The organism is Kitasatospora sp. cg17-2, assembly GCF_054031055.1.
Genome location: NZ_CM132923.1, coordinates 3,282,330 through 3,307,938, shown reverse-complemented (window position 1 = coordinate 3,307,938; position 25,609 = coordinate 3,282,330). Strand labels below are relative to the sequence as shown.

Genomic DNA, 25,609 nt, shown 5'->3' with positions numbered 1-25,609 from the left:
GCCTCTCCCGGCGCACCGCCCTGCTGCTCGCGGCCGGCGGCCTCGCCCAGCTGTCGCTCCCCGGTGCCGTCCCCGCGCGGCCCGCCGCGGCGGCCTCGGACGAGTACGCCGAGGTCTCGGCGCAACTCGCGGAGCGGGCCCGGACGCTGGGCGCGGGGCCGCCCCCGCTGCCGCTGCGGGCCGGCTACCGGAACCTGCTGCTGGGCCCGGTCGACCGGTCCGGGCGGTCCACCGCCACCGCCGAGCTGACCGTCACGGTGACCGGGTACGACGAGCAACCGGTGGTGCACCCGCGCCGGCTGACGCTGCTGCGTACCGCCGGCGGTCGGCGGATCGAACGCGAGGAGGGCGCCGGCGGGCCGCCGCCGCTGTGGGACCTCGGCACCGTCGGGGCCGCCGCCGGGGCGCGCTGCCTGGTGCTCGGGGTGGACGGCGCGGACGGCGCCGGTCCGGCCGGGCGCGCGGCGGCGGCCGTCGTCGGCGACCGGGCGGTGTCCGCCGTCGAGGCGCTCTGGGGCACCGCCTGGGCGGGTCGGCTGCTGCTCGAACTGCCCGCCACGGGGGAACAGTTCGCCCGGCTGCTGGCGGACGACCGGCCCGGCTGGTCGGACCTCGCCGCGGTCACCGTCTCGGCGCCCGGCGCGCCCCTGCACGCCCCGGCCGACCGGGTGCTGGTCAACCCCGAGGTGTACGCGCGGCTGAGCGACTTCGGCCGGCAGGTGGTGGTCACCCACGAGGCGGTGCATGTGGCGACCCGGGCCGACACCCGGGCCTGGACCCCGCTCTGGCTCTCCGAGGGGGTCGCCGACTGGACCGGCTACCGCGACTCCGGCCGCTCGGCCCGGCAGATCGCGCCGGAGCTGGCCCGGGACGTCGCGGCCGGACGACTGCCCGCCGCGCTGCCCGCGGACGCCGCCCTCACGGCCGGCGGGGAGGGCCTGGCGCAGGCCTACGAGCAGTCCTGGCTGGCCTGTGACCTGATCGCCCGCCGGTACGGCCCGGAGCGCCTGGTGGCGCTCTACCGGGCGGTCGGCGCGGCCGCCCCCGGGGCGGACCGGGAGGCGTGGCTGGACGGGCTGCTCCGGGGGCAGCTGGGCCTCGGGCTGGCCGGGTTCACCCGCCTCTGGCTCGCCGAGGTCCGGGCCCTGGCGGGCTGAGCCGAGCGGTCCGGGGTCGCGGGGGTCGCGGGGTCAGCGTCGTTCGCCGGGCGCGGCCGAGGGCCGGTCCATGCCGTCCAGCAGGTCCTGCTCGTACGCGATGCCGGGCCGCACCGAGAACGCGACGGCCGGCACCGGCTCCGGGCGGGGCATCACCACGGTGGCCGGGACCCGGTCGGTGCGCCGGGTCGAGCGCCAGAGCCGGACGCAGGACAGCACGGTCGCGACCAGCAGCAGCACGTTGCGCGCGGTCAGGACGGCGATCGCGCCGGGCCTGCTGGCGACCACGTCGCCGAAGACCAGCGGGAACTCCACCAGGGTCAGCGGGGTCGCGGCCAGGATCAGCAGCGCCACCGGCCGCTGGCTGGTGCCGCGCACGGTCAGGCAGACCGCCGCCGCGCCGACCAGCCAGACCAGGTACTGCGGGCTGATCACCCGGCTGGTCACGGTGAAGATCAGCAGCGCGGCGAGCGCCGCGTCGTACATGGTGGCGGCGTTGCGCCGGCGGGCGGTGAACCGCCACAGCAGCAGCCAGCCGAAGCCGAGCACGGTCCCGGCCAGCATCACCTTGCTGACCAGCGGCACCCACGGCCCGAGCATCTCGACCGAGCCGTAGTTCATCATCACCTTGCCGTCCCAGCTCCCGGCGATCCGGGCGAAGTGGATCGGCAGCGCGCCGACCGACTCCACCTCGATGCCCCGGTCCTTCTGGAACGTCAGGAACTCGAACGCGCCGTTCATCCCCGCGGCCAGCAGGAAGCCGATCGAGGCGGTCGTGGCGGCCGCGGCCGTCCAGGAGCGCCGGGTGCGGCGGCCGGAGGGGGTGCCGATGAGGCCGAGCAGCGGCCAGATCTTGACGATGCCGCCGAGCCCGAGCAGCAGGCCGCCGATCGCCGGGCGGCGGATCAGCGCCAGCAGACCGGCCACCGCGATCGCGGTCACGATCACGTCGTAGCGGTTGTAGATCATCGGGCCCAGCAGCGGCACGCCGGCCACCCAGACCCAGGCACCGGTCAGGGCCCGGCCCTTGCGCAGCCCGGTGCGGACCAGCAGGCCCATCGCGAGCGCGTCGGCGATGCCGCAGATCACCCAGAACGAGACCAGGTACGACCAGGGCAGCAGGCCGGGCAGCAGGATCACCAGGGCGGCGCCGGGCGGGTACTGCCAGGTGACGTCGTCCAGCGGGAAGGTGCCGGTCTGCAGCACGCCGTACCAGCCGTGGTAGATCAGCCAGACGTCGGCGGTGATGTCCCCGCCGGGCATCCGCAGTACGCCGGTCACCAGGAGGATCAGCAACGTCCGGGTGGCCACCCAGCTCGCGCCGAGCGCCAGCAGCGCGCCGGAACGGCCGGAGGGGCGCGTGGTGCGCTGCACGGGCTCGCGGCGGACGGCGAGCGCCGTGCCGGAGCCCTCGGCGCCGCTGGGTGTACCGGACTCGGTGGCCGGGGCCAACTCCACAACGCTCCCTCGTTCGTCTCGGACGTTCCGTCGGCGGCGCCGCGCGACGGACGCCCGGGCAGTCCGGGCGGGTCGGGACCGGCCGCCACCGCGGGGCCGGGCCGGACACGCCGACCACCCTTGTCCTAGGACAGACCCGGGGAGGGAACGGTTGCCTTGCGTGGATCCGTTCCCGGCGGGTCGTCGTGTTGACCTATCGTACGGATCACCCAGCGGTACACCGAGCACCCCCCGACCGAGCGAGCCGTGGCCTGATGCACAAGACCTTGATCGTCACCAACGACTTCCCGCCGAGGCCCGGCGGTATCCAGGCCTTCGTGCACAACATGGCCGTCCGTCAGCCCGCAGGAAGCGTCGTGGTGTACGCCTCCACCTGGCGCGACGGCACCGAGGTCGCGCGCTTCGACGCCGAGCAGCCCTTCCCGGTGGTCCGGGACCGCACGAAGGTGATGGTTCCCACACCCCGGGTCACCCGGCGGGCCGCCGAGATCCTGCGGGCGGAGGGCTGCGACTCGGTCTGGTTCGGCGCCGCCGCGCCGCTCGGGCTGATGGCCCCCGCGCTGCGCCGGGCCGGGGCCGGCCGGCTGCTCGGCATGACCCACGGGCACGAGGCCGCCTGGGCCCAGCTGCCGGTGGCCCGGCAGCTGCTGCGCCGGATCGGCGAGGGCACCGACGTGCTCACCTACCTCGGCGAGTACACCCGCTCCCGGATCGCCGCCGCGGTCGGCCCGGAGCCGGCCGCGCGGATGGCGCAGCTGCCGCCCGGCGTGGACGAGCGGACCTTCCACCCGGACTCCGGCGGCGCCGCGGTGCGCGAGCGGCTCGGGCTGGCGGACCGCCCGGTGGTGGTCTGCGTCTCCCGGCTGGTGCCGCGCAAGGGGCAGGACACCCTGATCGAGGCGATGCCGCAGATCCTCGCCGAGGTGCCGGACGCCGTACTGCTGATCGTCGGCGGCGGCCCGTACCGGGCGGAGCTGGAGAAGCTGGTGGACGCCCGGGGCGTGCGCTCCGCCGTCCGGTTCACCGGCTCGGTGCCCTGGGAGGAGCTGCCCGCGCACTACGGCGCCGGCGACGTCTTCGCCATGCCCTGCCGCACCCGGCGCGGGGGACTGGACGTCGAGGGGCTCGGCATCGTCTACCTGGAGGCCTCGGCGACCGGCCTGCCGGTGGTGGCCGGGGACTCCGGCGGCGCGCCGGACGCGGTGCTGGAGGGCGAGACCGGCTACGTGGTGCCGGGCGGCACGCCCTCGGCCGCGGCGGAGCGGATCGTCCGGCTGCTGCGGGACGAGGAGCTGCGGCGGCGGATGGGCGAGGCCGGGCGGCGCTGGGTGGACCGCTCCTGGCGCTGGGACCTGCTGGCCGGGCGGCTGACCTCGCTGCTGGCGGGCTGAGCGCCCGGGCCCGACGCGCACGCGGCCCGCTCCCGGACGTCCGGGAGCGGGCCGCGTGCGTGCGTGCGGGTCCTACTTGCGGTAGATCGCCTCGACGTCGGCCGCGTAGTCCTTCAGCACGACGTTGCGCTTGAGCTTGAGCGAGGGCGTCAGATGGCCGCTCTCCTCGGAGAAGACGGTGTCGAGCAGCCGGAACTTCTTCACCGCCTCGGCCTGCGAGACCGCCGCGTTGCCGTCGTCCACCGCCTGCTGGAGGGCGGCCAGCAGGTCCGGGTCCTCGCGCAGGTCGGCCACCGAGGCGCCGGCGGGCTTGCCGTTGAGCTGCTTCCAGTTCGGGAAGAAGTCCTCGTCGACGGTGATCAGACAGGCCACGAAGGGCTTGCGGTCGCCGACCACCATGACCTCGCCGACCAGGGCGTGGGCCCGGATGCGGTCCTCGATCACGGCCGGGGCGACGTTCTTGCCGCCCGCGGTGACGATGATCTCCTTCTTGCGGCCGGTGATCGTCAGATAGCCCTCGTCGTCCAGCGAGCCGATGTCCCCGGTGGCGATCCAGCCGTCCTTCAGGGTGTCGGCGGTGGCCTGCGGGTTGTTCCAGTAGCCGGTGAAGACGTGCGGGCCCTTGAAGAACACCTCGCCGTCCTCGGCGATCCGGACGGCGGCGCCGGGGACGGGCTGGCCGACCGTGCCGATCTTCGGCTTGTCCCACGGGTTGAAGGCGGTGGCCGCGCAGGTCTCGGTCAGGCCGTAGCCCTCCAGCACGGTGAAGCCGATGCCCCGGTAGAAGTGCCCGAGCCGCTCGCCGAGCGGGGCGCCGCCGGAGATCGCGTGGGTGGCCCGGCCGCCGAGCGCGGCCCGCAGCTTGCTGTAGACCAGCTTGTCGAAGACGGCGTGCTTGAGCTTGAGCAGCAGGCCCGCGCCGCCCGCGTCCAGCGCCCGGCTGTAGGCGATCGCGGTGTCGGCGGCCTTGTCGAAGATCTTGCCCTTGCCGTCGGCCTGCGCCTTGGCCCGGGCGGTGTTGTACACCTTCTCGAAGACCCGGGGCACACCCAGGATCAGCGTCGGCCGGAAGGCGGCCAGTTCGGCGGTGACGTCCCGGATGTCGGAGACGTGGCCGAGCTTGATCGGGGCCATCGCCGGGGCGATCTCGGCGATCCGGGCGAGCACGTGGGCCAGCGGCAGGAAGAGCAGGACGGAGCTCTCGCCGGTGCGGAACAGCGGGGCCAGGCGCTCCACCACGTTGCCGCACTCGGCCATGAAGTTGCCGTGGGTCAGCTGACAGCCCTTCGGGCGGCCGGTGGTGCCCGAGGTGTAGACGATGGTGGCGATCGAGTCGGGGCCGGCCGTCGAGCGGCGCTCCTCGACGGTGGCGTCGGCGACCTCGCGGCCCGACTCGGCCAGCGCGGCGAGCGCGGGGCCCTCGATCTGCCAGGTGTGCCGCAGCTCCGGCAGCCGGTCCCGGACGTCCGCGACCACCGCGGTGTGGGTCGCGGTCTCGGTGAACACCGCGACCGCCCCGGAGTCGCCGAGGATCCACTCGACCTGCTCGGCGGAGGAGGTCTCGTACACCGGCACGGTGATCGCGCCGGCCGTCCAGATCGCGAAGTCCAGCAGCGTCCACTCGTACCGGGTGCGGGACATGACGCCCACCCGGTCGCCCGGCTCGACACCGGCGGCGATCAGGCCCTTCGCGGCCGCCCGCACCTCGACCTGGAACTGGGCGGCGGTCAACTCCTGCCACTGGCCGTCCACCTTGCGGCTGAGCACCGCGACATCGGGGTGCCGCTCGGCGTTCTGCTGCACGAGGTCGGAGAGGTTACCGCCGCTCGGTACCTGGTAGAGGGCCGGAAGGCTGAAGTCGAGCAAGACTGCTCCTCGTTCGCGACGCTGCGGGACGGCAGGACGTTACTGCCCGGTAGGCAGCTTCGACCAGGGGGGTCGGCTCCGGTGTTCGAAGTGTCACACCTTGACCCGTCCGACCAGGTCGGGACCGGGTCGTTCGAATGGCACCCTACGACAGCCCGGAGGTGACCGGCCGGTAGCCGTCGGCCACGGACCGTGTGCTCCTGCGGCGGGGCGCACCCGGGCGCCCCGGGGCGCACCGAAGGACCGGCCGGATCGCGGGGCGCGATAGCCTGCTCCGGGCGCACCCGGCCGAGCAGGCTCGGCCGGACCAGCACGGGACGACGCGGAGGGCCATTCCATGGCGGAGCACACCAGGTCGAGCATCACCATCGACGCGACCCCGGCGACGGTCATGGCCGTGATCGCCGACTTCGCCGCCTACCCGGCCTGGACCGGCGAGGTCAAGGAGATCGAGGTCCTGGAGACGGCGGAGGACGGCCGCGCCGCCCAGGTCCGGCTGGTCCTCGACGCCGGCGCCATCCGCGACGAGCACGTGCTCGCCTACACCTGGGACGGCGACCGCGAGTGCGCCTGGACCCTGGTGCGCAGCCAGATGCTCCGCTCGCTCGACGGCTCCTACACCCTGGCCCCGCTCGGCGCCGACCGCACCGAGGTCACCTACCAGCTCGCGGTGGACGTCAAGATCCCGATGCTGGGCATGATCAAGCGCAAGGCCGAGAAGGTCATCATCGACCGCGCCCTGGCCGGCCTGAAGAAGCGGGTCGAGGACACCGCCGCCGGCAAGGCGCTCTGAGGCCCGGCGGCGCGGACGGACAGGGGCGGCACGGCATGACGGCGACACGCACCATCCTGGTCAGCGGCGACCCGGCGGCGCCCGAGGTGGCCGCCGCCACCGCCCTGCACGCCGCCCGGCAGGGCCGGCGCACCCTGCTCCTCGCGGCCGACGACCCGCACCGCACCCTGGACGCCGTCCTCGGCGTCCGGCTGGAGGCCGAGCCGGCCGGGTACGCGCCCGGCCTGGCCGTCGCCAGGACCGACGAGCAGGCCGCCTTCCGGCACGCGCTCGACGAGATCGGCGGCCGACTCAAGCCCGCGCTCGACCTGCTCGGCGCCGACCCGCTCGACCCCGAGGAGCTCACCGCGCTCCCCGGCACCGCCCGGCTCGCCCTGCTCCGGGCCCTGCCCGCCGTCGAGGCCGACGTCCTGGTGGTGCTCGCCCCGCCGCCCGCCGATCTGATCGCCACCCTCGCCCTGCCCGAGCAGCTGGAGCGCTACCTGGCCCGGCTCGTCCCCGAGCAGCGCCAGGCCGCCCGGGCCCTGCGTCCCCTGCTGGCCGGCCTGGCCGGGGTCCCGATGCCCGCCGACTGGCTGTACGAGACGCGCGCCAAGGCCGCCGGCGCGCTCGCCGCGGCCCGCGCCGCGATCACCGCTCCCGGCACCAGCGTCCGCCTGGTCACCGCCGCCGACGCCCACCCCTTCGCGGAACTGCGGCGGATCCGGGCCGGCCTCGCCCTGCACGGCCACCGCCCGGACGCCGTGGTGGTGCACGGGGTGCTGCCGGACGCCGCCACCGACTCGCCCGACCCGTGGCTGGCCGCCCTCGCCGGGCGCCGCCGGGACGAGCTGACCGCGCTGGCCGCCACCCTGGACGACGTCCCGCTGCTCACCACCGGGCCCGCCGAGGCCACCCTGGAGGCCGTCGCCGACCGCCTCTACGGCACCGGGGCCGGCCCGGAGGCGCGGGCCGCCGAGGCGTGGACCGTCGAGGACCGGCGGGCCGCGGACGGTCTGCTGGTCTGGCGCCTGGAACTGCCGGGTGCCGCGCGGGAGGACCTCGACCTGGTCCGGCGCGGGGACGAGCTGGTGGTCGGCCTGGGCGCGCACCGCCGGGTGCTGGCCCTGCCGTCGGCGCTGCGGCGCTGCACGGTCGCGGGCGCGGGCCTGCAGGACGGGGTGCTGGCGATCCGCTTCGCGCCGGACCCGGCTCTCTGGCCGAGATAGTCGCCCGCTCGCCTCCGGGGCGCTCCTGTCCGGTGCCGACGGTCGGCGCTCCGATGCCCCTTCGTTCCTCAGGGGCCTCCTCGCGCTCTCCCTTTCGGCACCGGCGCGCCCCTTCGGCTCGGGGCGGGAGTCGCCCGCTCGCCTTCTTCGTGGGGCTCGGGGCGTGGGGCTCGGGGCAGTGGTCGCCCGCTCGCCTTCCGTGCGGGAGGCCCAACGGGGTCCGGTAGCGTCGGGGCGGGTGGCCGCGGGCGCGGGCACCGTTGTTGAGGAGGCGCGCGCGATGACCACCACCGACCGGACCGAGCCCACCGCCGAGCACCCGTTCGGGCCGGAACTGGGCCCGCTGGTGGACGAGGTGCGCCGGTTCGCCTCCGTCGTCGGCGAGAAGGCCCAGGAGGCGAGCGCCGAGACGCTGATCTCGCTGGCCGGGCTGGCCGACCGGCTGCGCGAGAAGCAGCCCGAGGTGTACGACCACCTCGCCTCCGCCGGTACCGGCCTGGCCGCCGCCGGGGCCGAGCTGCTGGCCGCCTACCGGGCCGCGGTCGCGGGGCACGAGCACCGCTGGACCGCCGGGGAGCCGACCCGCACCGAACGGGTGGACCTCGACGACGCAGCTGAGGGACCGTCCGCCAAGCAGTGAACCCCTGATCCCCTCCGGGTCACGTCCTGGCTTCACCCTGTGATGCCACCGGTGAAAATGTACGACTTTTGAAGGGGCTCGGCCGGGTCGGGTGCGGATTGTCTTCGGTTAATGTATGCGACGGTGTGTACGGGGGCTTGGTTGGGCGGTAGCGTTCCGTCCAGCGGGAACGAGTGAATAGCTGAGGGACACATGGCTCTGACCATCGGCGTCGACGTCGGCGGGACCAAGATCGCGGCAGGCGTGGTCGACGAGGCCGGCGAGATCCTGGCCCGGACCAGGGTGCCCACCCCGGCCGACCCGCAGTGGGCGGTCGACGCCATCGCGCAGGCCGTGCGCGAACTCAAGGAGCAGTACCCCGAGGTGACCGCGGCGGGCATCGGGGCCCCCGGCTTCGTCGACCGCGAACGCTCGACGGTGATCTTCGCCCCCAACATCGACTGGGAGGACGAGCCCCTGCGCGGCCGGGTCGAGGAGCTGACCGGCCTGCCCGCGGTGGTCGAGAACGACGCCAACTGCGCCGCCTGGGCCGAGTACCGCTTCGGTGCCGCGGCCGGCCACAGTGACATGGTGCTGATCACCGTCGGCACCGGCATCGGCGGCGGCCTCGTCCTGGACGGCCGGCTGCACCGGGGCCGGTTCGGCGTGGCCGGCGAGATCGGCCACCTCAACATGGTCCCGGACGGCCTGCCCTGCGGCTGCGGCGGCCGGGGCTGCTGGGAGCAGTACGGCTCCGGCCGCGCCCTGCGGCGGTACGGGCGGGAGCGCGCCGCCGAGGACACCGTGCGCGGCAAGCGGATGCTGGAGCTCAACGACGGCGTCGCCGAGACCATCCGCGGCATCCACATCACCCAGGCCGCCGAGGAGGGCGACCCGCTCGCCCTGGAGTGCTACGCCGAGCTGGCCGACTGGCTGGGCCGGGGGATGGCCGACCTCGCGGCGCTCTTCGACCCGGCCGTCTTCGTGCTCGGCGGCGGTGTCTCCGACTCCGGCCGACTGCTGCTCGACCCGGTCGCCAAGGCCTTCGAGCACTACCTGACGGGCGGGGTGCACCGCCCGCGCGCCGAGGTGGTGCTCGCCTCCACCGGTTCGGCCGCCGGGATCGCCGGCGCGGCCGACCTGGCCCGCACGGTCTGACCCGTCCCCCCGCACCGCCGACGGCGGCCCGGTCCCGCGCGGACCGGGCCGCCGTCGTTCCCGCTCCGTCGGGAGGTGTCGCTCCGCCGGGCGGTGTCGCGCCGTCGGCGGGCCCGGCGGTCCGGGCGGTAGCGTCGTCCGGGACGCCCAGGGGAGGACCACCGATGACCACCGCACCGGCCGAACTTCCGCCGCCCGCACCGGGCCGGCTCCGGCTGCTCAGCTACAACGTCCGCTCCCTGCGGGACGACCGGCGGGCGCTCGCCCGGGTGGTCCGGGCCTGCGAGCCGGACCTCGTCTGCGTACAGGAGTCGCCGCGCTACTGGCGCCCCGAGGGGCAGGCCGCCTGGCTCGCCCGGGCGACCGGCACCGTGGTGCTGAGCGGCGGCGGCCGGATCGCGGCCGGGCCGCTGCTGCTCGGCCGGCCGGGCGTCCGGGCGCGGGCCGTCCACGACCGGCTGCTGCCGAAGACCAGGGGGCTGCACGCGCGCGGCTTCGCGACCGCGCTGGTCGAGGTGGCCGGCGCGGCGCCGTTCACCGTCACCAGCTGCCACCTCAGCCTGGACGCGGACGAGCGGCTGCGGCAGTTCGGACTGCTCGCCGGACAACTGCGGCACGCCGGCCCGGGCGTGATCGCCGGGGACTTCAACGAGCACCCGGACGGGCCCGGCTGGCGGTCGCTGGCCGAGCGGCTCCAGGACGGGTACACGGTGGCCCCCTGGGGCGGCGAGATGACCTCCGTGCCGGAGAACCCCTACCAGCGGCTCGACGCCGTCTTCGCCACCCCCGACATCGAGGTGCTGGCCTGCGGCGTCCCGCACGGGCTGCCCGGTGTCACCGGGGCCGACCTGCTGGCCGCCACCGACCACCTGCCGGTCCTGGCCGTGCTCCGCCTGCCCGCGCCGGGGGCCGGTCCCACCGACCGCTGACACGCCCGCGCGGCGCGGCACCCTCCCGGGTGCCGCGCCGCGCGGGTGCGCACTGCCGGGGGAGTGCTACGGGCAGCTGATGACGGTGTCGCCCGCCGCCGCCGTGCAACTGTCGGTGCCGGAGCCGCCGTTCAGGGTGTCGGTGCCGGGGCCGCCGTTGAGCGAGTCGTTGCCGATGCCACCGGTCAGCCGGTCGTTGCCGAGGCCGCCGAGGAGCGTGTCGTTGCCGGACCCGCCGTCGACCGTGTCGTTGCCCGAGCCGGCGTAGACGGTGTCGTTGCCGCCGCCCGCGTTGACCGTGTCGTTGCCGCCGAGGGCGCAGATGACGTCGCTGCCGCCGGTGCCGACCAGGGTCTCGCCGTTGGCGGTACCGATGATCGTGCAGCCGTGGGCGTTGTTGACGCCGGTGTTCGTGGTGGCGGTGTTGTTGGCCGGGACGGGGTCGCTCTGGGTGGCGCCGACGGTGGCGGTGTCGGTGAGGGTGCCGGTGGCCCGGGGCTCGACGGTCACCGTGACGGTGGTGCTCGCGCCGGCAGCGAGGGTGCCGAGGGCGCAGTTGGCGGCGGTGGCGGTGGTGGTGCAGCTGCCCTGGCCCGGGGTGGCCGAGACCACGGTGCCCGGGCCGGTGAGCGAGTCGGTGAGGGAGACGCCGGTGGCGCTCTGGCCGGTGCCGCGGTTGGTCACCGTCACGGTGTACGCCGGGGTGTCGCCGATGCTGGTGGTGCTCGGGGCGCTCCTGGTGACGGCCAGGTCGACACCGGTCGGGGCGCTCACCGCGGTGGTGGCGGTGGCGGTGTTGTCGGCCGGGACGGGGTCGCTCTGGGTGGCGCCGACGGTGGCGGTGTCGGTGAGGGTGCCCGCGCCGGTGGTGCGGACCGTGACCGTGACGGTGGTGCTCGCGCCGGCGGCGAGGGTGCCGAGGGCGCAGTTGGCGGTGGTCGCGGTGGTGGTGCAGCTGCCCTGGCCCGGGGTGGCCGAGACCACGGTGCCCGGGCCGGTGAGCGAGTCGGTGAGGGTCACGCCGGTGGCGGCCGCGGCGCTGTTGTTGGTGACCGTCACGGTGTACGGAGCCTGGCCGCCGGCGGTGACGGTGGCGGGACCGGTCTTGGTGACCGAGAGGTCGACCCCGGTCGGCGTGCCGGCCGCGCCGTCGTAGCGGGCGAGGGCCGCGTCACCGTTGCTGAAGCCGGCCGCGAGGATCCGGCCGTCCGCCTGGACGGCGGTGCCGAGGGCCTGGTCGAAGCCCCCGCCGAAGTCGGTGGTGGTCCTGCCGTCGCCGCTGAAGCCGGTGTCCAGGGCGCCGCTCGGGGTGTAGCGGGCGAGCGCGAAGTCACTGGCGCCGCCCGACGCCGTGGAGCCGACGGCGACGATCGCGCCGCCGGACTGCACCGCGACGCCGTAGGCGGCCTCGCTGCCGCCGAAGTCGGTGGTGACCTTGCCGTCGGTGTCGAAGCCGCCGTCGAGGTTGCCGGCGCTGTTGTAGCGGGCCAGCGCGAAATCGTTGCCGGTGTACCCGGCGGCGACGATCTTCCCGTCGGGCTGCAGGGCCACCGCGTGGGCGAACTCGACGCCGCCGAACGTGGTGGCGACCTTGCCGTCGCCGCTGAAGCCGGGGTCCAGGGCGCCGCTCGCGGTGTACCGGGCGAGAGCGAAGTCGTAGTTGCCGCCGCCGCTGCCGGTGTACCCGGCGGCGACGATCCTTCCGTCGCTCTGCACCGCCACGGCGCGGGCCGCGTCGGCGCCGCCGTCGAAGTCGGTGATGACCTTGCCGTCGGAGTCGAAGCCGCTGTCGAGGCTGCCGTCGGCATTGAGCCGGGCCAGCGCGAAGTCGCCCCCCGTCAGACCCGCGACGACGATCCGCCCGTCACCCTGCACCGCCGCGCCGAACGCGTCGTCGGCGCCGCCGGTGCCGAAGTCGACGGTCACCTTGCCGCCGGTGCCGAAGCCGGTGTCCAGCGAGCCGTCGGTGTTGTACCGGGCCACCGAGAACCAGCCGACGCCGCCCTCGGGCACCTCGCTGCGCCCGACCGCGACGATCCTGCCGTCGGCCTGGAGGGCGAGGCCGCGGGCCTCGTCCGAGCCGCCGGCGAAGTCCGTCGTCACCTTGCCGCCGGTGCCGAAGCCGGTGTCCGGCGAGCCGTCGGTGTTGTACCGGGCCAGGGCGAAGTCGTCGCCGGCGCCCGCGTAACCGGCCACGACGATCCGGCCGTCCGGCTGGACGACGACGCCGCGGGCCTCGTCGCCCCCGCCGCCGAAGTCGGTGGTCGTCCTCCCGCCCGTGCCGAAGGCCGGATCGAGGTCGCCGGGTGCGGCGAGTGCCGCCCCGGGGACGGCCAGTGCGAGCAGCAGGCCGGCGGCCGCGGCCGCGCCGAGCCGGGCTGATCCCGGCCACCTGCGGGTTCCGTGACCGGATCCCGGCCCGGAACCGGGACCGGGCCTGGACCCGGGCTTGGGCTCGGACTTGGACATGGGCGAACGGTCCACTTCGAGTCTCCTCGTCGTCACGCCGACCCCTGGTCCGGTGGTCCTCGTGCCGAGGTCCTCGCGGAGGCGGCGTCGCCTCACGGGTGCACCGCGCACCCGCCACCCCGGACGGGTCCCTTCGTGTACGAGGGGTGCCCGGTCCCGGGGCATCGGCACACAGCTTCGGGTCGCGCTCCGCGGTGGCCCGGCAGGTCCGGGCGCCACTGCACCCACTGGTCGCCGAACTCCACCCCGAGGAGTGACCGCGGGACGGGGCCGGAACGCCGACGGCCTCCCGGTCGGTGCCCGGGAGGCCGTGCGACGGACGCCCGGGTACGGCCGGGGGCGTGGGAAGCGGAGGGGTCAGACGACGGCGCCGCCGTGCGGGTCCTCGGGCTCGTCCTCGTCGCGGTCCTTCATCCGGACCACCAGGGTGGCGAAACCGCCGAGGAAGGAGGCCACCCCGACCCAGGCCGGCCAGCCGGAGACCTCGCGCCACACCACCGCGTCGAAGAGCAGCAGCGCCGGCCCGCCGAGCACCGCCAGCCAAGCGAACTTGGCGGTGGTGTCGGCCTCGGGCAGTGGCGGCGGCTCCGGCGGGACGAAGTGGTCCTCGTCGGTCCCCTCGGAGAGTTCGAAGTCGCGCGGCCCGGCGGAGCCGGCGGCCGGCATCACCGGCCGGCCGGAGCGGGGCCGCGGCTGGGGCGCCAGGTCGGAGAGGTCGCCGGGCTCGCCGGGGAGCCGGTCGGCGCCGGAGGGGTCCTTGAAGCCCTTGAGCTCGTTGCGCGCCCGGAGGTTCTCGACCTCGGGCCAGTTGGGGTTGTTGAGGTCCACCGGGTCGTCGAACTGGGCGACCAGCGCGGCGAAGATCTCGTCCTGCTCGGCCTGGCTGCGCTCGGGCGCGCGCCGCGTCCGGGACGGCTCGGCCGCCCCGCCGCCCTCGGCCGCCACCGGGGCGTCACCGGAGCCGGAAGCCGTGCCCGGAGCCGCGCCCGGAGCCGTGCCCGGAGCGGATCCCGTGCCCGGAGCCGTGCCGGAGCCGGGAACCGGTCCCGAACCGGACCCGGCCGTCGTCGCCTCGCCGCCCGTCGCCGGGGCCGCCGCGCCCCCGGCCGGGCCTCGGCCCGTCTGCTCGCCGTCGGCCCGCCCGGCGCCCGGCCGCGCGCCGCCCGTGGTCGCACCGTCCTCGCGGGGCGCGTCGTCCTCGCCGCCCGCCGTGCTGCTCTCGTGCACTTCCGGCCCTTCAGCCTTGGTGGTGGTCGGATTTCACCGGGATGACGCCCGCCGCGTGCGCGGGAGCCAACCGTCGGATGAAGTCCTGGGCGGCCGCGAATATTTCCCCCGCGTCGTGGTCCAGCGTCGCGACGTGGTAGCTGCGCTGGCACAGCCGCTCCGTCACATCGGTCGAGGATATCCGGGCCAGCACCAGCTCGGAGTTGGCCGCGGAGACCACGTGGTCCTGCGGACTGCGGAAGAGCAGCACCGGCTGGGTCACCCGGGGCAGCCGGGCCTGGACGTCCTTCCACAGCCGGGCCAGCGACCAGGCGGCGTGCAGCGGGGTGCGGTCGTAGGCCAGCTCGTCCGCGCCGGGCCGGGCGATGTCGTTGGCGACCCCGGGCACGCTCGGCACCAGGTGCCGCAGCACCGGCAGAATGACACTCGCGGGGTTGTCCGACCGCACCGACGGGTTGACCAGCACAAGCCCGGCGATCGTCGGCCCGTGCACGGAGGCCAGCCGCAGCGCCAGCCCGCCGCCCATCGACAGCCCGACGACGAAGACCCGCTCGCACTGCCCGGCCAGGTCGAGCAGCTCCCGCTCGACCTCGGCGTACCAGTCCTCCCAGCGGGTGAGCTGCATGTCCTGCCAGCGGGTTCCGTGGCCCGGCAGCACCGGCAGCCCGACCGTGTACCCGGCCCGGGCGAGGTCCTCGGCCCACGGCCGCAGCGACTGCGGGGAGCCGGTGAACCCGTGGCAGAGCAGGACGCCCACCGGTCCGCCCCGGTGGCGGTACGGTTCGGCACCGGGCAGCAGCGACATGGCGGGCTCCTTCGCGGGCGAGGACGCTGGAGGGTGGCGCTGGAGGTGGCGCTGGTACGAGCGGTACGCGCTGGGCGTGCGGGGGCGTGCGGGTACCGGCCGGCACCGGAAGCTGCGGAATTCGCATCGTCCCACGTGCCCGCCCGCCCCGTACACCCCCGCCGGGCACCGGGCCGCCCCGCCCCCGGGACACCCCGCCGGGGCGGGGCGGGGCACGGGCGGACACCGAAGGGCATTAGGATCGACCGGTCCGCAATACAGGAGGCCCGGGTTGTTCTACCGACTGATGAAGATGATCGTCGCGCCACTGCTTCGGATCTTCTTCCGGCCGTGGATCGAGGGTGAGGAGAACATCCCCACCGAGGGTGCCGCGATCATCGCGAGCAACCACCTCTCGTTCTCGGACTCCTTCTTCTTCCCCGCGCTGATCAAGCGCCGGGTGACCTTCATCGCGAAGGCGGAGTACTTCACCACGCCGGGCATCAAGGGCCGGCTGACCGCCGCCTTCTTCAAGGGCGTCGGCCAGCTCCCGGTCGACCGCTCGGGCGTGCGCGGCGCCGGCGAGGCGGCGATCCGCTCGGCGATCGCCGTGCTGGACCGGGGCGAGCTCTTCGGCGTCTACCCGGAGGGCACCCGCTCGCCCGACGGCAAGCTCTACCGGGGCAAGGTCGGCGGCCTGGCCCGCGTCGCCCTGGCCACCGGCGCGCCGGTCATCCCGGTCGCGATGATCGACACCGAGAAGGTGCAGCCGCCCGGCCAGGTGGTCCCCAACTTCGGCACCCGCCCGGGCATCCGGATCGGCCGTCCGCTGGACTTCTCCCGCTACCACGGCATGGAGAACGACCGCTTCATCCTCCGTTCGGTGACGGACGAGGTGATGTACGAGATCATGCGGCTGTCCGGCCAGGAGTACGTGGACATCTACGCGACCGCCGCCAAGCGGCAGCTCGCGGACGACAAGAAGAAGGCCGACGCCGAGCGCAAGGCCGTGCAGAAGGCCGAGCAGGCCGCCGCCAAGGCCGAGAAGGCCGAGGCGGAGAAGCTGGAGAAGGCCGAGCAGGAGAAGGCCGAGCAGGAGCAGCAGAAGGACAACGGGTCGGCCTGAGACGGGGCCGGGCCGGCGCCGGGGGAGGGCGACGGGGATGACGGACGGCGGCAGAGCCGGGGCGGCGCGCCCGGGCACGGTCGGCGCGGCGGTGGCGGCGGGCGGCATGTCCGTCGAACTGCCGCTCTGGCGGGCGATCTCCTCGTTCCGGGTGCTGGCCCTCGGCTACGCGCTGCTCCGCTACTTCGACTCGTACCTGGCGTTCCTGCACCCCGTCGCGGGCTGGATCTACCTCGGTGCGCTGACCCTCTGGACGCTCGCCTCCACCCGGGCCTTCTCCGGCCCGCAGCGCTGCACCTGGTACGTGCTCGCCACCGATCTCACGCTCGCCGTCACCGGCATCGTGATGAGCGGCATGGTCGACGACCCCGCCCGGATCAGCCACGGCGCGCCGACCCTGCCCACCATCTGGGCGGCCGGCACCGTGCTCGGCTTCGCCGGCCGGGGCGGCTGGCGCTGGGCGGCGGCGGCCGGCTCGGTGATCGGGGTCGCCAACATCCTCGGCCACGGCGGCGCGACCGGCGACAACCTCCACAACATCGTCCTGCTCATGGTGGCCGGCTGCGCGATCGGCTACGTGATCGAACTGGCCCGGGCCAGCGAGGCGACGCTGACCCGGGCGCTCCAGGTCGAGGCGGCCACCCGGGAGCGGGAGCGGCTCTCCCGGGACATCCACGACGGGGTGCTGCAGGTGCTCGCGCTCGTCCAGCGCCGGGGCACCGAGGCCCCGGCCGGCGGCGCCGACCTCGGCGAGCTGGGCCGGCTGGCCGGTGAGCAGGAACGCGCCCTGCGCGCGCTGATGAGCGGCGGACCGCTGCCCGACCAGCGCGCGCCGGAGCAGCCGCAGGACCTCCGGGCCCTGCTCGCCCCGCACACGGACGAGCGGGTGACCGTCTCGGCCCCCGGCACCCCGGTGCTGCTTCCCGGGCGGACCGCCGGCGAGCTGGCCGCCGCCGTCGGCGCCGCGGTGGACAACGTGCGCCGGCACGCCGGGCCCGGGGCGCGGGCCTGGATCCTGGTCGAGGACGAGCCGGAGGCCGTCACGGTCTCGGTCCGCGACGACGGTCCCGGCTTCGCGCCCGGGCGGCTCGGCGAGGCGGAGCGGGCCGGGCGGCTCGGCGTCTCCCAGTCGATCCGGGGCCGGCTGCTGGACCTCGGCGGGACCGCGGAGCTGTACTCGGCGCCCGGGGAGGGCGTCGAGGTGGAGCTCAGGGTCCCGCGCACCGCGTCCGGCGCCACGGCCGGCCTCCTGTGACACCTCCCGCGAAAGGGTTCCGCGCATGACCACCGACCTGTCGACCGATCAGCAGGCGGCCGCCGTCCGCCCGGTGCGGGTGATGGTGGTGGACGACCACCCGATGTGGCGCGACGCCGTCTCCCGGGACCTCGCCGAGGCCGGGCTGGACGTGGTGGCCACCGCCGGGGACGGCGAGGAGGCCGTCCGCCGGGCCCGCGCCTGCTCCCCGCAGGTCGTGGTGCTCGACCTCAACCTGCCCGGCCTGTCCGGCGCCGAGGTCTGCCGCCAGGTGGTCGGGCACGACCCGTCGGCGCGCGTGCTGGTGCTGTCCGCGAGCGGCGAGCACGCGGATGTGCTGGAGGCGGTGAAGTCGGGCGCGACCGGCTACCTGGTCAAGTCGGCCGGGCGGGAGGAACTGCTGGACGCGGTGCGCCGCACCGCCGTCGGCGACGCGGTGTTCACCCCCGGCCTGGCCGGGCTGGTGCTGGGCGAGTTCCGCCGGCTGGCGGCCGAGCCGCCCGCCCCGGCCGCGCCGGTCGTCCCGCAGCTGACGGCCCGGGAGACCGAGGTGCTGCGGATGGTCGCCAAGGGGCTGTCGTACAAGCAGATCGCCGATCGGCTGGTGCTCTCCCACCGCACGGTGCAGAACCACGTCCAGAACACCCTGGGCAAGCTCCAGCTGCACAACCGGGTCGAGCTGGTCAGGTACGCGATCGAGCAGGGGCTCGACGACGCGGTGTGACGCCCGGGGCGGGCGCGCGGACACGCCCACCCGCCCCGGGCGTCACCGGAGTCGTCCCGGTGACGGGGGCTCAGTGCCGGACGCCGGCCACCGCCCCGCGCAGCAGCCCGGCCACGATCTCCACCCCGTCCCTGGTGAGCACCGACTCGGGGTGGAACTGCAGCCCGGCGAAGCCCGGCCCGCGCAGCGCGTGCACGTCCCCGGTCAGCGGGTCCCGGGCCACCTCGACGCCCGCGGCGGCCAGCCGGGCGGCGTCCTCGTCGGTGCAGCGCGCCGTGAACGTGTTGTAGAAGCCGACCGTCCGCTGCTCGCCGAAGAGGTCCACGCTCTCCTGCGCGCCCTGGTACGGCACCGCCTTGCGGACCAGCGGCAGCCCGAGCGCGCCGGACAGCAGCTGGTGGCTGAGGCAGACGGCGAGCAGCGGGGCGGTGCGCCGGCCGGCCCGGACGGCGGCCAGCGCGTCGGTGACGATCGGGCGCAGGACGGCCATCTTGGGGTCGTCGGCGGCGGCCGGGTCGCCCGGGCCGGGGCCGAGCACCAGCGCGCCGGGGTGGGCGGCGACCCGCTCGCGCAGGCCCGGCTCGTCGAACCGGGCCACGGTGACCCGGTGGCCGAGCGAGGTCAGCAGGTGGCCGAGCATCGCGGTGAAGGTGTCCTCGCCGTCGACGACGAGGGTCTCCAGCTCCTGGGTGATCCGGGACGGCTGCTGCATCCGCAGCCAGAACGGGGCGAGTCCGGCCCGGCGGGCGTCCAGCGCGGCCTGGACGCGGTGGTTGTCGGCGAGCCGCGGGCTGTTCCGGCCGGCCGTCCGGGCGGGGGCCGGGCGGGCGCCGATCGCGGTGAGCACCCCGGCGGCCTTGGCGTGGGTCTCGGCGACCTCGCCGTCCGGGTCGGAGTGGCGGACGAGGGTGGCGCCGACCCGGACGGCGAGCCGGCCGGTGGCCGGGTCGATGTCGGCGGTGCGGATGCAGATCGGGGAGTCCAGCAGCTGGCCGCCGCTGGCCGAGCGGCCGATCAGGGCGAGAGCGCCCGAGTAGTAGCCGCGGCCGCCGCGCTCGTAGCGCTTGATCACCCGGGTGGCGTTCTGCACCGGGCTGCCGGTGACGGTGGCGGCGAACATGGTCTCCTTCAGCACCTCGCGGACGTCCAGCGAGGTGCGGCCGCGCAGCTCGTACTCGGTGTGCGCGAGGTGGGACATCTCCTTGAGCCGGGGGCCGAGCACCTGGCCGCCGAGGTCGCCGACGGTGCACATCATCTTGAGTTCCTCGTCGACCACCATGGTCAGCTCCTCCAGCTCCTTGGGGTCGTGGAGGAAGGAGATCAGCGAGTCCAGGTCGGAGCCGGCGGCGGGATAGCGGTAGGTGCCGGAGATCGGGTTCATCACGACCGTCCCGCCGCTCTGCCGGACGTGCACCTCGGGGGAGGCACCGACGAGCACCCGGTCGCCGGTGTGCACCAGGAAGGTCCAGTAGGCGCCGCGCTCCTGGTCCAGCAGCCGCCGGAACAGGGTGAGGGCGAGCGCGGGCGAGAAGTTCTCCAGCGTCGCGGTGAAGTCGCGGCGGATGACGAAGTTGGCGCCCTCGCCGCGGCCGATCTCGTCCTCGATCACCCGGCGGACGATCTCCGCGTACTCGGCGTCGTCGATGTCGAAGCCGCCGTCGGTCAGGGCGACCGGGAGCTGCGGCAGCGCGGCCGTGACCTCGGCCAGCGGCAGGGCGTACTGCTCGGTGACCGAGAGGGCCTGCAGCGGGGTGCCGTCGTCGTGCGCCTCGAAGCCGCGCTCGCGGATCTGCCGGTAGGGCACGAGGGCCAGCAGGTCGTGGACGGGGCCGTCGGCGGGGACGCCGTGGCGGACCGGCAGGTCGGCCAGCCGGTCGTGGCTGCCGACGGTGCCGAGCAGGATCTCGACGGTGTCCGGGGCGGTGCGGGGAGTGCGGCGGTGCAGCAGGGCGAAGGCCGGCGCGTCGGCGGCGGTGAGGCGGGCGAGCAGGTCGGCGGCACTGGTCACGGTGGCGGCGTTCCTTCCGGGATGGCTTCTGCGGCGGGGTGGGATTTCCGCTCCGGGAGGCTGCCGACCGGCTGGTGGAACGCCGACGGCCGCCCCGGGGGGCGGCCGTCGTGTGCGTCTAGGAACGCGCTGACTGTGGGCCACCCGAAGGCTCGGCCCACCACCAGGATCGGGTGTGCGGCGTGTTCACGGGACCGAGCCTAGCGGATCCCCGGAGGGGCGTGAGGCCCGTCACCCGATTGTCCGCAAGGTGTCTCATCCCTCGGGCGGTGGTCACAATTCGGTTGCCGCACCCCGTAGCCTTGACCGCGTGACCGTGACGAATCCCCACACCTGGCAAACCCTGCCCGCGGCGCAGCAGCCCGAATGGCCGGACCAAGAGGCTCTGCGCAAGACCCTTGCGGACCTCGCCTCGTATCCGCCGCTCGTCTTCGCCGGCGAGTGCGACCAGCTGCGCGCCCGACTCGGAGCCGTGGCCCGTGGAGAGGCGTTCCTGCTGCAGGGCGGCGACTGCGCCGAGGCCTTCGACGGCGTCTCGGCGGAGCACATCCGCAACAAGCTCAAGACCCTGCTGCAGATGGCGGCCGTGCTCACCTACGCGGCCTCGGTGCCGGTGGTGAAGGTCGGCCGCATCGCCGGCCAGTACTCCAAGCCGCGCTCGAAGTCGACCGAGACCCGCGACGGCGTGACCCTGCCGGTCTACCGGGGCGACTCGGTGAACGGCTTCGAGTTCACCCCCGAGTCCCGGATCCCGGACCCGGAGCGGCTGAAGCGGATGTACAACGCGTCCGCCGCGACGCTCAACCTGGTGCGCGCCTTCACCACCGGTGGCTACGCGGACCTGCGCCAGGTGCACGCCTGGAACCAGGACTTCGTGCGCAACTCGCCGGCCGGTCAGCGCTACGAGCAGCTGGCCCGCGAGATCGACAACGCGCTGGCGTTCATGAACGCCTGCGGTGTCGCGCCGGAGGAGTTCCGGACGGTCGAGTTCTTCTCGTCCCACGAGGCGCTGGTCCTGGACTACGAGACCGCGCTGACCCGCGTGGACTCGCGCACCGGCGAGCTGTACGACGTCTCCGGCCACATGGTGTGGATCGGCGAGCGCACCCGTCAGCTGGACCACGCGCACATCGAGTTCGCCTCGAAGATCCGCAACCCGATCGGTGTGAAGCTCGGCCCGACCACCACGGTCGACGAGGCGCTCACCCTGATCGAGAAGCTGGACCCGGAGCGCGAGCCCGGCCGGCTCACCTTCATCACCCGGATGGGTGCGGGCAAGGTCCGCGACGCCCTGCCGACCCTGGTGGAGAAGGTCACCGCCTCGGGCGCGCAGCCGGTCTGGATCTGCGACCCGATGCACGGCAACACCTTCGAGGCGTCCAGCGGTCACAAGACCCGCAGCTTCGACGACGTGCTGGACGAGGTCAAGGGCTTCTTCGAGGTCCACCGGGCGCTCGGCACCCACCCGGGCGGCATCCACGTGGAGCTGACCGGCGACGATGTCACCGAGTGCGTCGGCGGCGGCGACGAGGTGCTGGTCGACGACCTGCACCAGCGCTACGAGACGGCCTGCGACCCGCGGCTCAACCGCAGCCAGTCGCTGGACCTGGCGTTCCTGGTCGCCGAGATGTACCGCGGCACCGTCTGAGTCCGGCCCGAATGTGAGCGAAGCCTCTCCGGCCTGGGGTTTTCCCCGGCCGGAGAGGCTTTTGCGTGCCCGGATCGCCGGGTAAGGTGAGGCTTAGTGAACTAAGGCAAGCCTTAGTCAAGATCCACTCGCTTCACTCCGGGAGAGACCGCGATGTACGTGTGCATGTGCCATGCGGTCACCGAGGACCAGGTGAAGCGGGCGATCGACGCGGGGGCCGACACCCCGCGCCAGATCGCCAAGGGCTGCAAGGCCGGCACCGACTGCGGCTCCTGCGTCCGGCGCATCCAGGCCCTGCTCGGCGAGCACGGTGCCCGGCCCTGCCCGACCGCCCGGCTGGCGGCCAAGCTGGGTCTGGCCGACCCGGGGGCCGACTCCGAGCCGGACCCGGCACCGGCACTGGTGTCCGCGCCGGAGCCGATAGCAGCGCTGCGCGTCGCCTGAGCCCCGGCCCGCCGGGCGCGGTGCCGCGGGACCGCGGCCCCGGTCGGGACTGCGGTTCCGGTCAGGACTCCGGCTGCTCGATCAGCTGCGCGAGGTAGAGCGCCTCCCCGAGCTTCTCCAGCAGTTCGAGCTGGGTGTCGAGGTAGTCGATGTGGTGCTCCTCGTCCTCCAGGATCGATTCGAAGATGTTCGCCGAAGTGACGTCGTTCTTGGCGCGCATCACCACGATCCCGCGCTTGAGCCGGTCGATCGCCTCGACCTCGACCTGCCGGTCCGCCTCGAACATCTCCTTGACCGTCTGGCCGATCCGGACGTGGAACAGCCGCTGGTAGTTGGGCAGGCCGTCGAGGAAGAGGATGCGGTCGGTGAGCACCTCGGCGTGCTTCATCTCGTCGAAGGACTCGTGCCGGGTGTACTTGGCGAGCTTGGTCCAGCCGAAGTTCTCCTGCATCTTGGCGTGCAGGAAGTACTGATTGATCGCGGTCAGCTCGGCGGTGAGCTGTTCGTTGAGGAACTCGATGACTTCGGTGTCGCCCTTCATGGCGCTGCCTTCCTGCTGCTCTGCGTGCGGGACACGGCCGTTACCCTCCGGCTGCACGCATCCTGGCACCGGGGCGGGAAGAAATTCCAGTAAGTTCACACTCACTAGGACATGTGTCGGAATATCCGATTTGCCTGGGGCTTGCGCCGTACGAGGGGGGCGTGGAAGGCGGCCAAGGGGCGCGCGAGGCCCGCCGCCCGCCGTCTGTCACCATGGATCCATGGGTCAGTCCGAGCAAGAACCGTCGTCGCCGTCTGACCCCCGGCTCCCGCCGGGCCAGCGGGTCCAACGCGGCTGGCCCGCCCTGCACTACGGGCCGGTGCCCCGGTTCAAGCCCCTGACCTGGGACCTCCAGGTGTTCGGCGCGACCGCCTCGGCCGAGAAGCACAGCTGGGACTTCGAAGGCTTCAACGCCCTGCCCCGCACCACCGTCCGGGCCGATCTGCACTGCGTCACCCGCTTCTCGGTGCTCGACAGCGACTGGACCGGGGTGGCCGCCGCGCTGCTGCTCGACCTGGTACCCCCGGACCGGGACGTCACCCATGTCATGGTCTGGGCCGAGTACGGCTACAGCGCCAATCTGCGGCTCGCCGACTTCGCCGCGCCCGACACCCTGCTCGCCACCCACCGCAACGGTGAGACGATCACCGCCGAGCACGGCTTCCCGGTCCGACTGGTCGTCCCCCGGCTGTACGCCTGGAAGGGGCCCAAATGGGTCCGGGCGGTCGAGTACATGCGGGCCGACCGGCGCGGCTTCTGGGAGGAGCGCGGCTACCACAACCGGGCCGACCCGTGGCGCGAGCAGCGGTACTCCCACCAGGAGGAGCCGGGCGACGGCCCGCTCCGGTAGGGGGCGCGGGGTCCGGTCGGGGCCGCTCCTCGAAGGTCGCCCCTCGAAGGTCGCTCCTAGAAGAACGGGAAGGTGACCGTCACCACGGTGCGCTGCGGCTTGCGCTCGCCGGCCGCCGGGGACTGACCGGTCACCTTGCCGGTGCCGAAGAGATTGACCCCGCTGCTCTGCATGGCGAACCCGGCCGCCTGGAGCGCCTTCTCCGCGGCCTCCTTGCTCATCCCGGTCACGTCCGGGACGGCCACCATGCCCTTGCTGACCACCAGCGCCACCGGCGTGTTCTCCGCCACCTGCTCCCCGGCGGCGGGCGAGCTGCTGATCACCGAACCCTCCGGCACGGTGTCGCTGAACGTCGAGGTCACCGTGCCGGCCGCCAGCTGCGCCCCGGTCAGCGCCGGGCCGGCCTGCGCGGCCGGCTTGCCGACCAGGTCCGGCACGGCGATGCGCTTCGGCCCGCGCGAGACCGTGAGCGTCACGGTGTCGCTCTTCCGGGAGCGGGTGCCGACCCCGGGGTCGGCCGCGACCACCTGGCCGGCCGGGACGGACTCGCTGTAGACCTCGGTGATCCGCCCGTGCATGCCGGCGGCGTCGAGGATCCGCTCCGCCTCGGCCCGGTCCTTGCCGATCACGCCCGGCACCGTGCCGTACACCGCGCCCGAGATCGCGTACGTCGCCCCGCCGACCAGCAGCACCAGGGCGGTGAGCACGGACGCCCAGACCAGCGGCTTGCGCGGCAGCCGTCGTCGGGCGGCCCCGGAGCGGCGGGCCGAGCCGGCCCGGCGGCCGCGGGGCGTCCGGACCGGCGGCGGCTCGTCGTACGGGCGGGGCTCGGTGAGCAGCTGCTCCATGACGTCCGGCGGCACGTCCAGCACGCTGGTGCGCTCGACCGGGGCCGCCGGGGCCACCGGGGTGAGCACCGAGGTCGCCTCGCCGGTCGGGTACCGGGGGCTGGGGCGGGTGGAGGCGGGCGGCTCGGCGTCCAGCTGGGCCGGGGTGAGCCCGCGGCGGACCCGCTGGAGCGCGGCGAGCAGCTCCACCGCGTCGAACGGACGGAGGTCGCGGTCGCGGGCGCAGGCCCCGGCCACTATCGCGTCCAGCTCGGGCACCACGCCGGGCACGGTCGCGGACGGCGGCGGGACGTCCTCGTGCAGATGCCGGTACATCACCTGGACCGGGTTCTCGCCGGTGTGCGGACGGGCGCCGGTGAGCATCTCGTACAGCAGGATGCCGGACGCGTAGACGTCCACCCGCCGGTCGGTCTCGGCGCCGGGGTGGATCTGTTCGGGCGCGAGGTAGGAGACGGTGCCGAGCACGGTGTCGGTGGTCGAGGTGCTGGAGGAGGTCGCGCCGTCGGCGGCGTTCAGCACCCGGACCAGGCCGAAGTCGGCGACCTTGACCAGGCCGTCGTCGGTGATCAGGACGTTCTCGGGCTTGACGTCGCGGTGCACCAGCCCGGCCCGGTGGGCGGCGCCGAGCGCGGCGAGCACCGGCTCCAGGATGTCCAGCGCGGCCCGGATGGAGAGCGCGCCCCGGTCGTTCAGCAGGTCGCGCAGGGTGCGGCCGGGCACGTACTCCATGGCGAGGAAGACATGGCCGCCGTCCGCGCCCTGGTCGAAGACATTGACCACGTTGGGGTGGGCGAGCCGGGCGACGGCCTTGGCCTCGCGGATGAAGCGGGCGGTGAACGCGGCGTCCCCGGCGAGCGAGGGGTGCATCACCTTGAGCGCGACGACCCGGTCCAGCCGGGTGTCGGTGCCCCGGTACACGGTGGACATCCCACCGGCGGCGATCCGCCGCTCGACCCGGTACCGGCCGTCGAGCAGGGTACCGATCAGGGGGTCGCGCAATGCCATGTCCACCCGCCGAGTCTAGGCCGTGGGGATCGGAGGGCCCCCGGAGACATCGCTCCGGGGGCCGCTCTGTGCCTGCTTTGTGACACCCGACGCCCACGTGA

21 protein-coding genes are annotated in these 25,609 nt (G+C 74.5%); 13 read left to right on the top strand and 8 right to left on the bottom strand.

Annotated features, from left to right (window positions below):
• Positions 1 to 257: 257 nt before the first annotated feature.
• Positions 258 to 1,157, top strand: a complete 900-nt coding sequence (locus ACW14Y_RS13500) for a hypothetical protein (protein ID WP_380302499.1) — start codon at positions 258 to 260, stop codon at positions 1,155 to 1,157.
• Between the two features lie 33 nt (positions 1,158 to 1,190).
• Here the strand turns inward: ACW14Y_RS13500 and ACW14Y_RS13495 are convergent, their stop codons facing one another.
• Positions 1,191 to 2,615: a glycosyltransferase 87 family protein gene (locus ACW14Y_RS13495; protein WP_380302501.1), complete on the bottom strand. Its 1,425-nt coding sequence runs from the start codon at positions 2,613 to 2,615 to the stop codon at positions 1,191 to 1,193.
• 254 nt (positions 2,616 to 2,869) lie between these two features.
• On the opposite strand from ACW14Y_RS13495, the gene ACW14Y_RS13490 reads away from it, so the two are divergent.
• Positions 2,870 to 4,006, top strand: a complete 1,137-nt coding sequence (locus tag ACW14Y_RS13490) for a glycosyltransferase family 4 protein (protein WP_380302503.1) — start codon at positions 2,870 to 2,872, stop codon at positions 4,004 to 4,006.
• Between the two features lie 72 nt (positions 4,007 to 4,078).
• Here the strand turns inward: ACW14Y_RS13490 and ACW14Y_RS13485 are convergent, their stop codons facing one another.
• Positions 4,079 to 5,872 carry an AMP-dependent synthetase/ligase gene (locus tag ACW14Y_RS13485; RefSeq protein WP_380390230.1) on the bottom strand — a complete coding sequence of 598 codons (1,794 nt, stop codon included), beginning with the start codon at positions 5,870 to 5,872 and terminating at the stop codon, positions 4,079 to 4,081.
• Between the two features lie 337 nt (positions 5,873 to 6,209).
• On the opposite strand from ACW14Y_RS13485, the gene ACW14Y_RS13480 reads away from it, so the two are divergent.
• The 5 genes from ACW14Y_RS13480 to ACW14Y_RS13460 all read left to right on the top strand — a co-directional run bounded on the left by ACW14Y_RS13480 (position 6,210) and on the right by ACW14Y_RS13460 (position 10,579).
• On the top strand, positions 6,210 to 6,665 hold the full coding sequence (locus tag ACW14Y_RS13480; protein WP_266268925.1) for an SRPBCC family protein: 456 nt from the start codon (positions 6,210 to 6,212) through the stop codon (positions 6,663 to 6,665).
• A 35-nt stretch (positions 6,666 to 6,700) separates the two neighbouring features.
• Positions 6,701 to 7,873, top strand: coding sequence for an ArsA family ATPase (locus ACW14Y_RS13475; protein WP_456986837.1), 1,173 nt, complete (start codon positions 6,701 to 6,703; stop codon positions 7,871 to 7,873).
• Positions 7,874 to 8,153: 280 nt separating this feature from the next.
• On the top strand, positions 8,154 to 8,513 hold the full coding sequence (locus ACW14Y_RS13470; protein ID WP_456986835.1) for a DUF5304 family protein: 360 nt from the start codon (positions 8,154 to 8,156) through the stop codon (positions 8,511 to 8,513).
• Positions 8,514 to 8,705: 192 nt separating this feature from the next.
• On the top strand, positions 8,706 to 9,650 hold the full coding sequence (locus ACW14Y_RS13465) for an ROK family glucokinase (protein WP_266268921.1): 945 nt from the start codon (positions 8,706 to 8,708) through the stop codon (positions 9,648 to 9,650).
• Positions 9,651 to 9,814: 164 nt separating this feature from the next.
• On the top strand, positions 9,815 to 10,579 hold the full coding sequence (locus ACW14Y_RS13460; protein WP_456986833.1) for an endonuclease/exonuclease/phosphatase family protein: 765 nt from the start codon (positions 9,815 to 9,817) through the stop codon (positions 10,577 to 10,579).
• A gap of 66 nt (positions 10,580 to 10,645) precedes the next feature.
• Here the strand turns inward: ACW14Y_RS13460 and ACW14Y_RS13455 are convergent, their stop codons facing one another.
• The 3 genes from ACW14Y_RS13455 to ACW14Y_RS13445 all read right to left on the bottom strand — a co-directional run bounded on the left by ACW14Y_RS13455 (position 10,646) and on the right by ACW14Y_RS13445 (position 15,080).
• Entirely contained in the window at positions 10,646 to 13,048 is a 2,403-nt protein-coding gene (locus ACW14Y_RS13455; RefSeq protein WP_456986831.1) for a calcium-binding protein, read from the bottom strand.
• Positions 13,049 to 13,405: 357 nt separating this feature from the next.
• A complete protein-coding gene (locus ACW14Y_RS13450; RefSeq protein ID WP_456986829.1) occupies positions 13,406 to 14,275 on the bottom strand; it encodes a hypothetical protein in 870 nt (289 codons plus the stop codon).
• Between the two features lie 10 nt (positions 14,276 to 14,285).
• Entirely contained in the window at positions 14,286 to 15,080 is a 795-nt protein-coding gene (locus tag ACW14Y_RS13445; RefSeq protein ID WP_266310845.1) for an alpha/beta hydrolase, read from the bottom strand.
• 286 nt (positions 15,081 to 15,366) lie between these two features.
• Between ACW14Y_RS13445 and ACW14Y_RS13440 the strand changes: the two genes are divergently transcribed.
• The 3 genes from ACW14Y_RS13440 to ACW14Y_RS13430 are packed head-to-tail and all read left to right on the top strand — an operon-like array spanning position 15,367 to position 18,164.
• On the top strand, positions 15,367 to 16,185 hold the full coding sequence (locus tag ACW14Y_RS13440) for a lysophospholipid acyltransferase family protein (protein ID WP_380306745.1): 819 nt from the start codon (positions 15,367 to 15,369) through the stop codon (positions 16,183 to 16,185).
• A 37-nt stretch (positions 16,186 to 16,222) separates the two neighbouring features.
• Entirely contained in the window at positions 16,223 to 17,440 is a 1,218-nt protein-coding gene (macS, locus tag ACW14Y_RS13435) for a MacS family sensor histidine kinase (protein ID WP_380306735.1), read from the top strand.
• Between the two features lie 25 nt (positions 17,441 to 17,465).
• Entirely contained in the window at positions 17,466 to 18,164 is a 699-nt protein-coding gene (locus ACW14Y_RS13430) for a response regulator (RefSeq protein ID WP_380306733.1), read from the top strand.
• 70 nt (positions 18,165 to 18,234) lie between these two features.
• On the opposite strand, the gene ACW14Y_RS13425 is transcribed toward ACW14Y_RS13430, so the two are convergent.
• Positions 18,235 to 20,172 carry an anthranilate synthase family protein gene (locus tag ACW14Y_RS13425; protein ID WP_380390218.1) on the bottom strand — a complete coding sequence of 646 codons (1,938 nt, stop codon included), beginning with the start codon at positions 20,170 to 20,172 and terminating at the stop codon, positions 18,235 to 18,237.
• Positions 20,173 to 20,482: 310 nt separating this feature from the next.
• Here ACW14Y_RS13425 and ACW14Y_RS13420 point away from each other — a divergent pair, with 310 nt between their 5' ends.
• Together ACW14Y_RS13420 and ACW14Y_RS13415 are read left to right on the top strand one after the other, a co-directional pair.
• Complete coding sequence (locus tag ACW14Y_RS13420) at positions 20,483 to 21,820, top strand: class II 3-deoxy-7-phosphoheptulonate synthase (RefSeq protein WP_266310842.1); 1,338 nt, start codon at positions 20,483 to 20,485, stop codon at positions 21,818 to 21,820.
• Positions 21,821 to 21,973: 153 nt separating this feature from the next.
• Entirely contained in the window at positions 21,974 to 22,264 is a 291-nt protein-coding gene (locus tag ACW14Y_RS13415) for a (2Fe-2S)-binding protein (RefSeq protein WP_380306731.1), read from the top strand.
• A gap of 61 nt (positions 22,265 to 22,325) precedes the next feature.
• Here ACW14Y_RS13415 and bfr read toward each other — a convergent pair whose 3' ends face one another.
• Positions 22,326 to 22,805, bottom strand: a complete 480-nt coding sequence (gene bfr / locus ACW14Y_RS13410; RefSeq protein ID WP_030391478.1) for a bacterioferritin — start codon at positions 22,803 to 22,805, stop codon at positions 22,326 to 22,328.
• 220 nt (positions 22,806 to 23,025) lie between these two features.
• Here bfr and ACW14Y_RS13405 point away from each other — a divergent pair, with 220 nt between their 5' ends.
• On the top strand, positions 23,026 to 23,655 hold the full coding sequence (locus ACW14Y_RS13405) for a sulfite oxidase-like oxidoreductase (protein WP_045938211.1): 630 nt from the start codon (positions 23,026 to 23,028) through the stop codon (positions 23,653 to 23,655).
• Between the two features lie 56 nt (positions 23,656 to 23,711).
• Here the strand turns inward: ACW14Y_RS13405 and pknB are convergent, their stop codons facing one another.
• Positions 23,712 to 25,508: a Stk1 family PASTA domain-containing Ser/Thr kinase gene (gene pknB, locus ACW14Y_RS13400; protein ID WP_456988155.1), complete on the bottom strand. Its 1,797-nt coding sequence runs from the start codon at positions 25,506 to 25,508 to the stop codon at positions 23,712 to 23,714.
• Positions 25,509 to 25,609 lie beyond the last annotated feature (101 nt).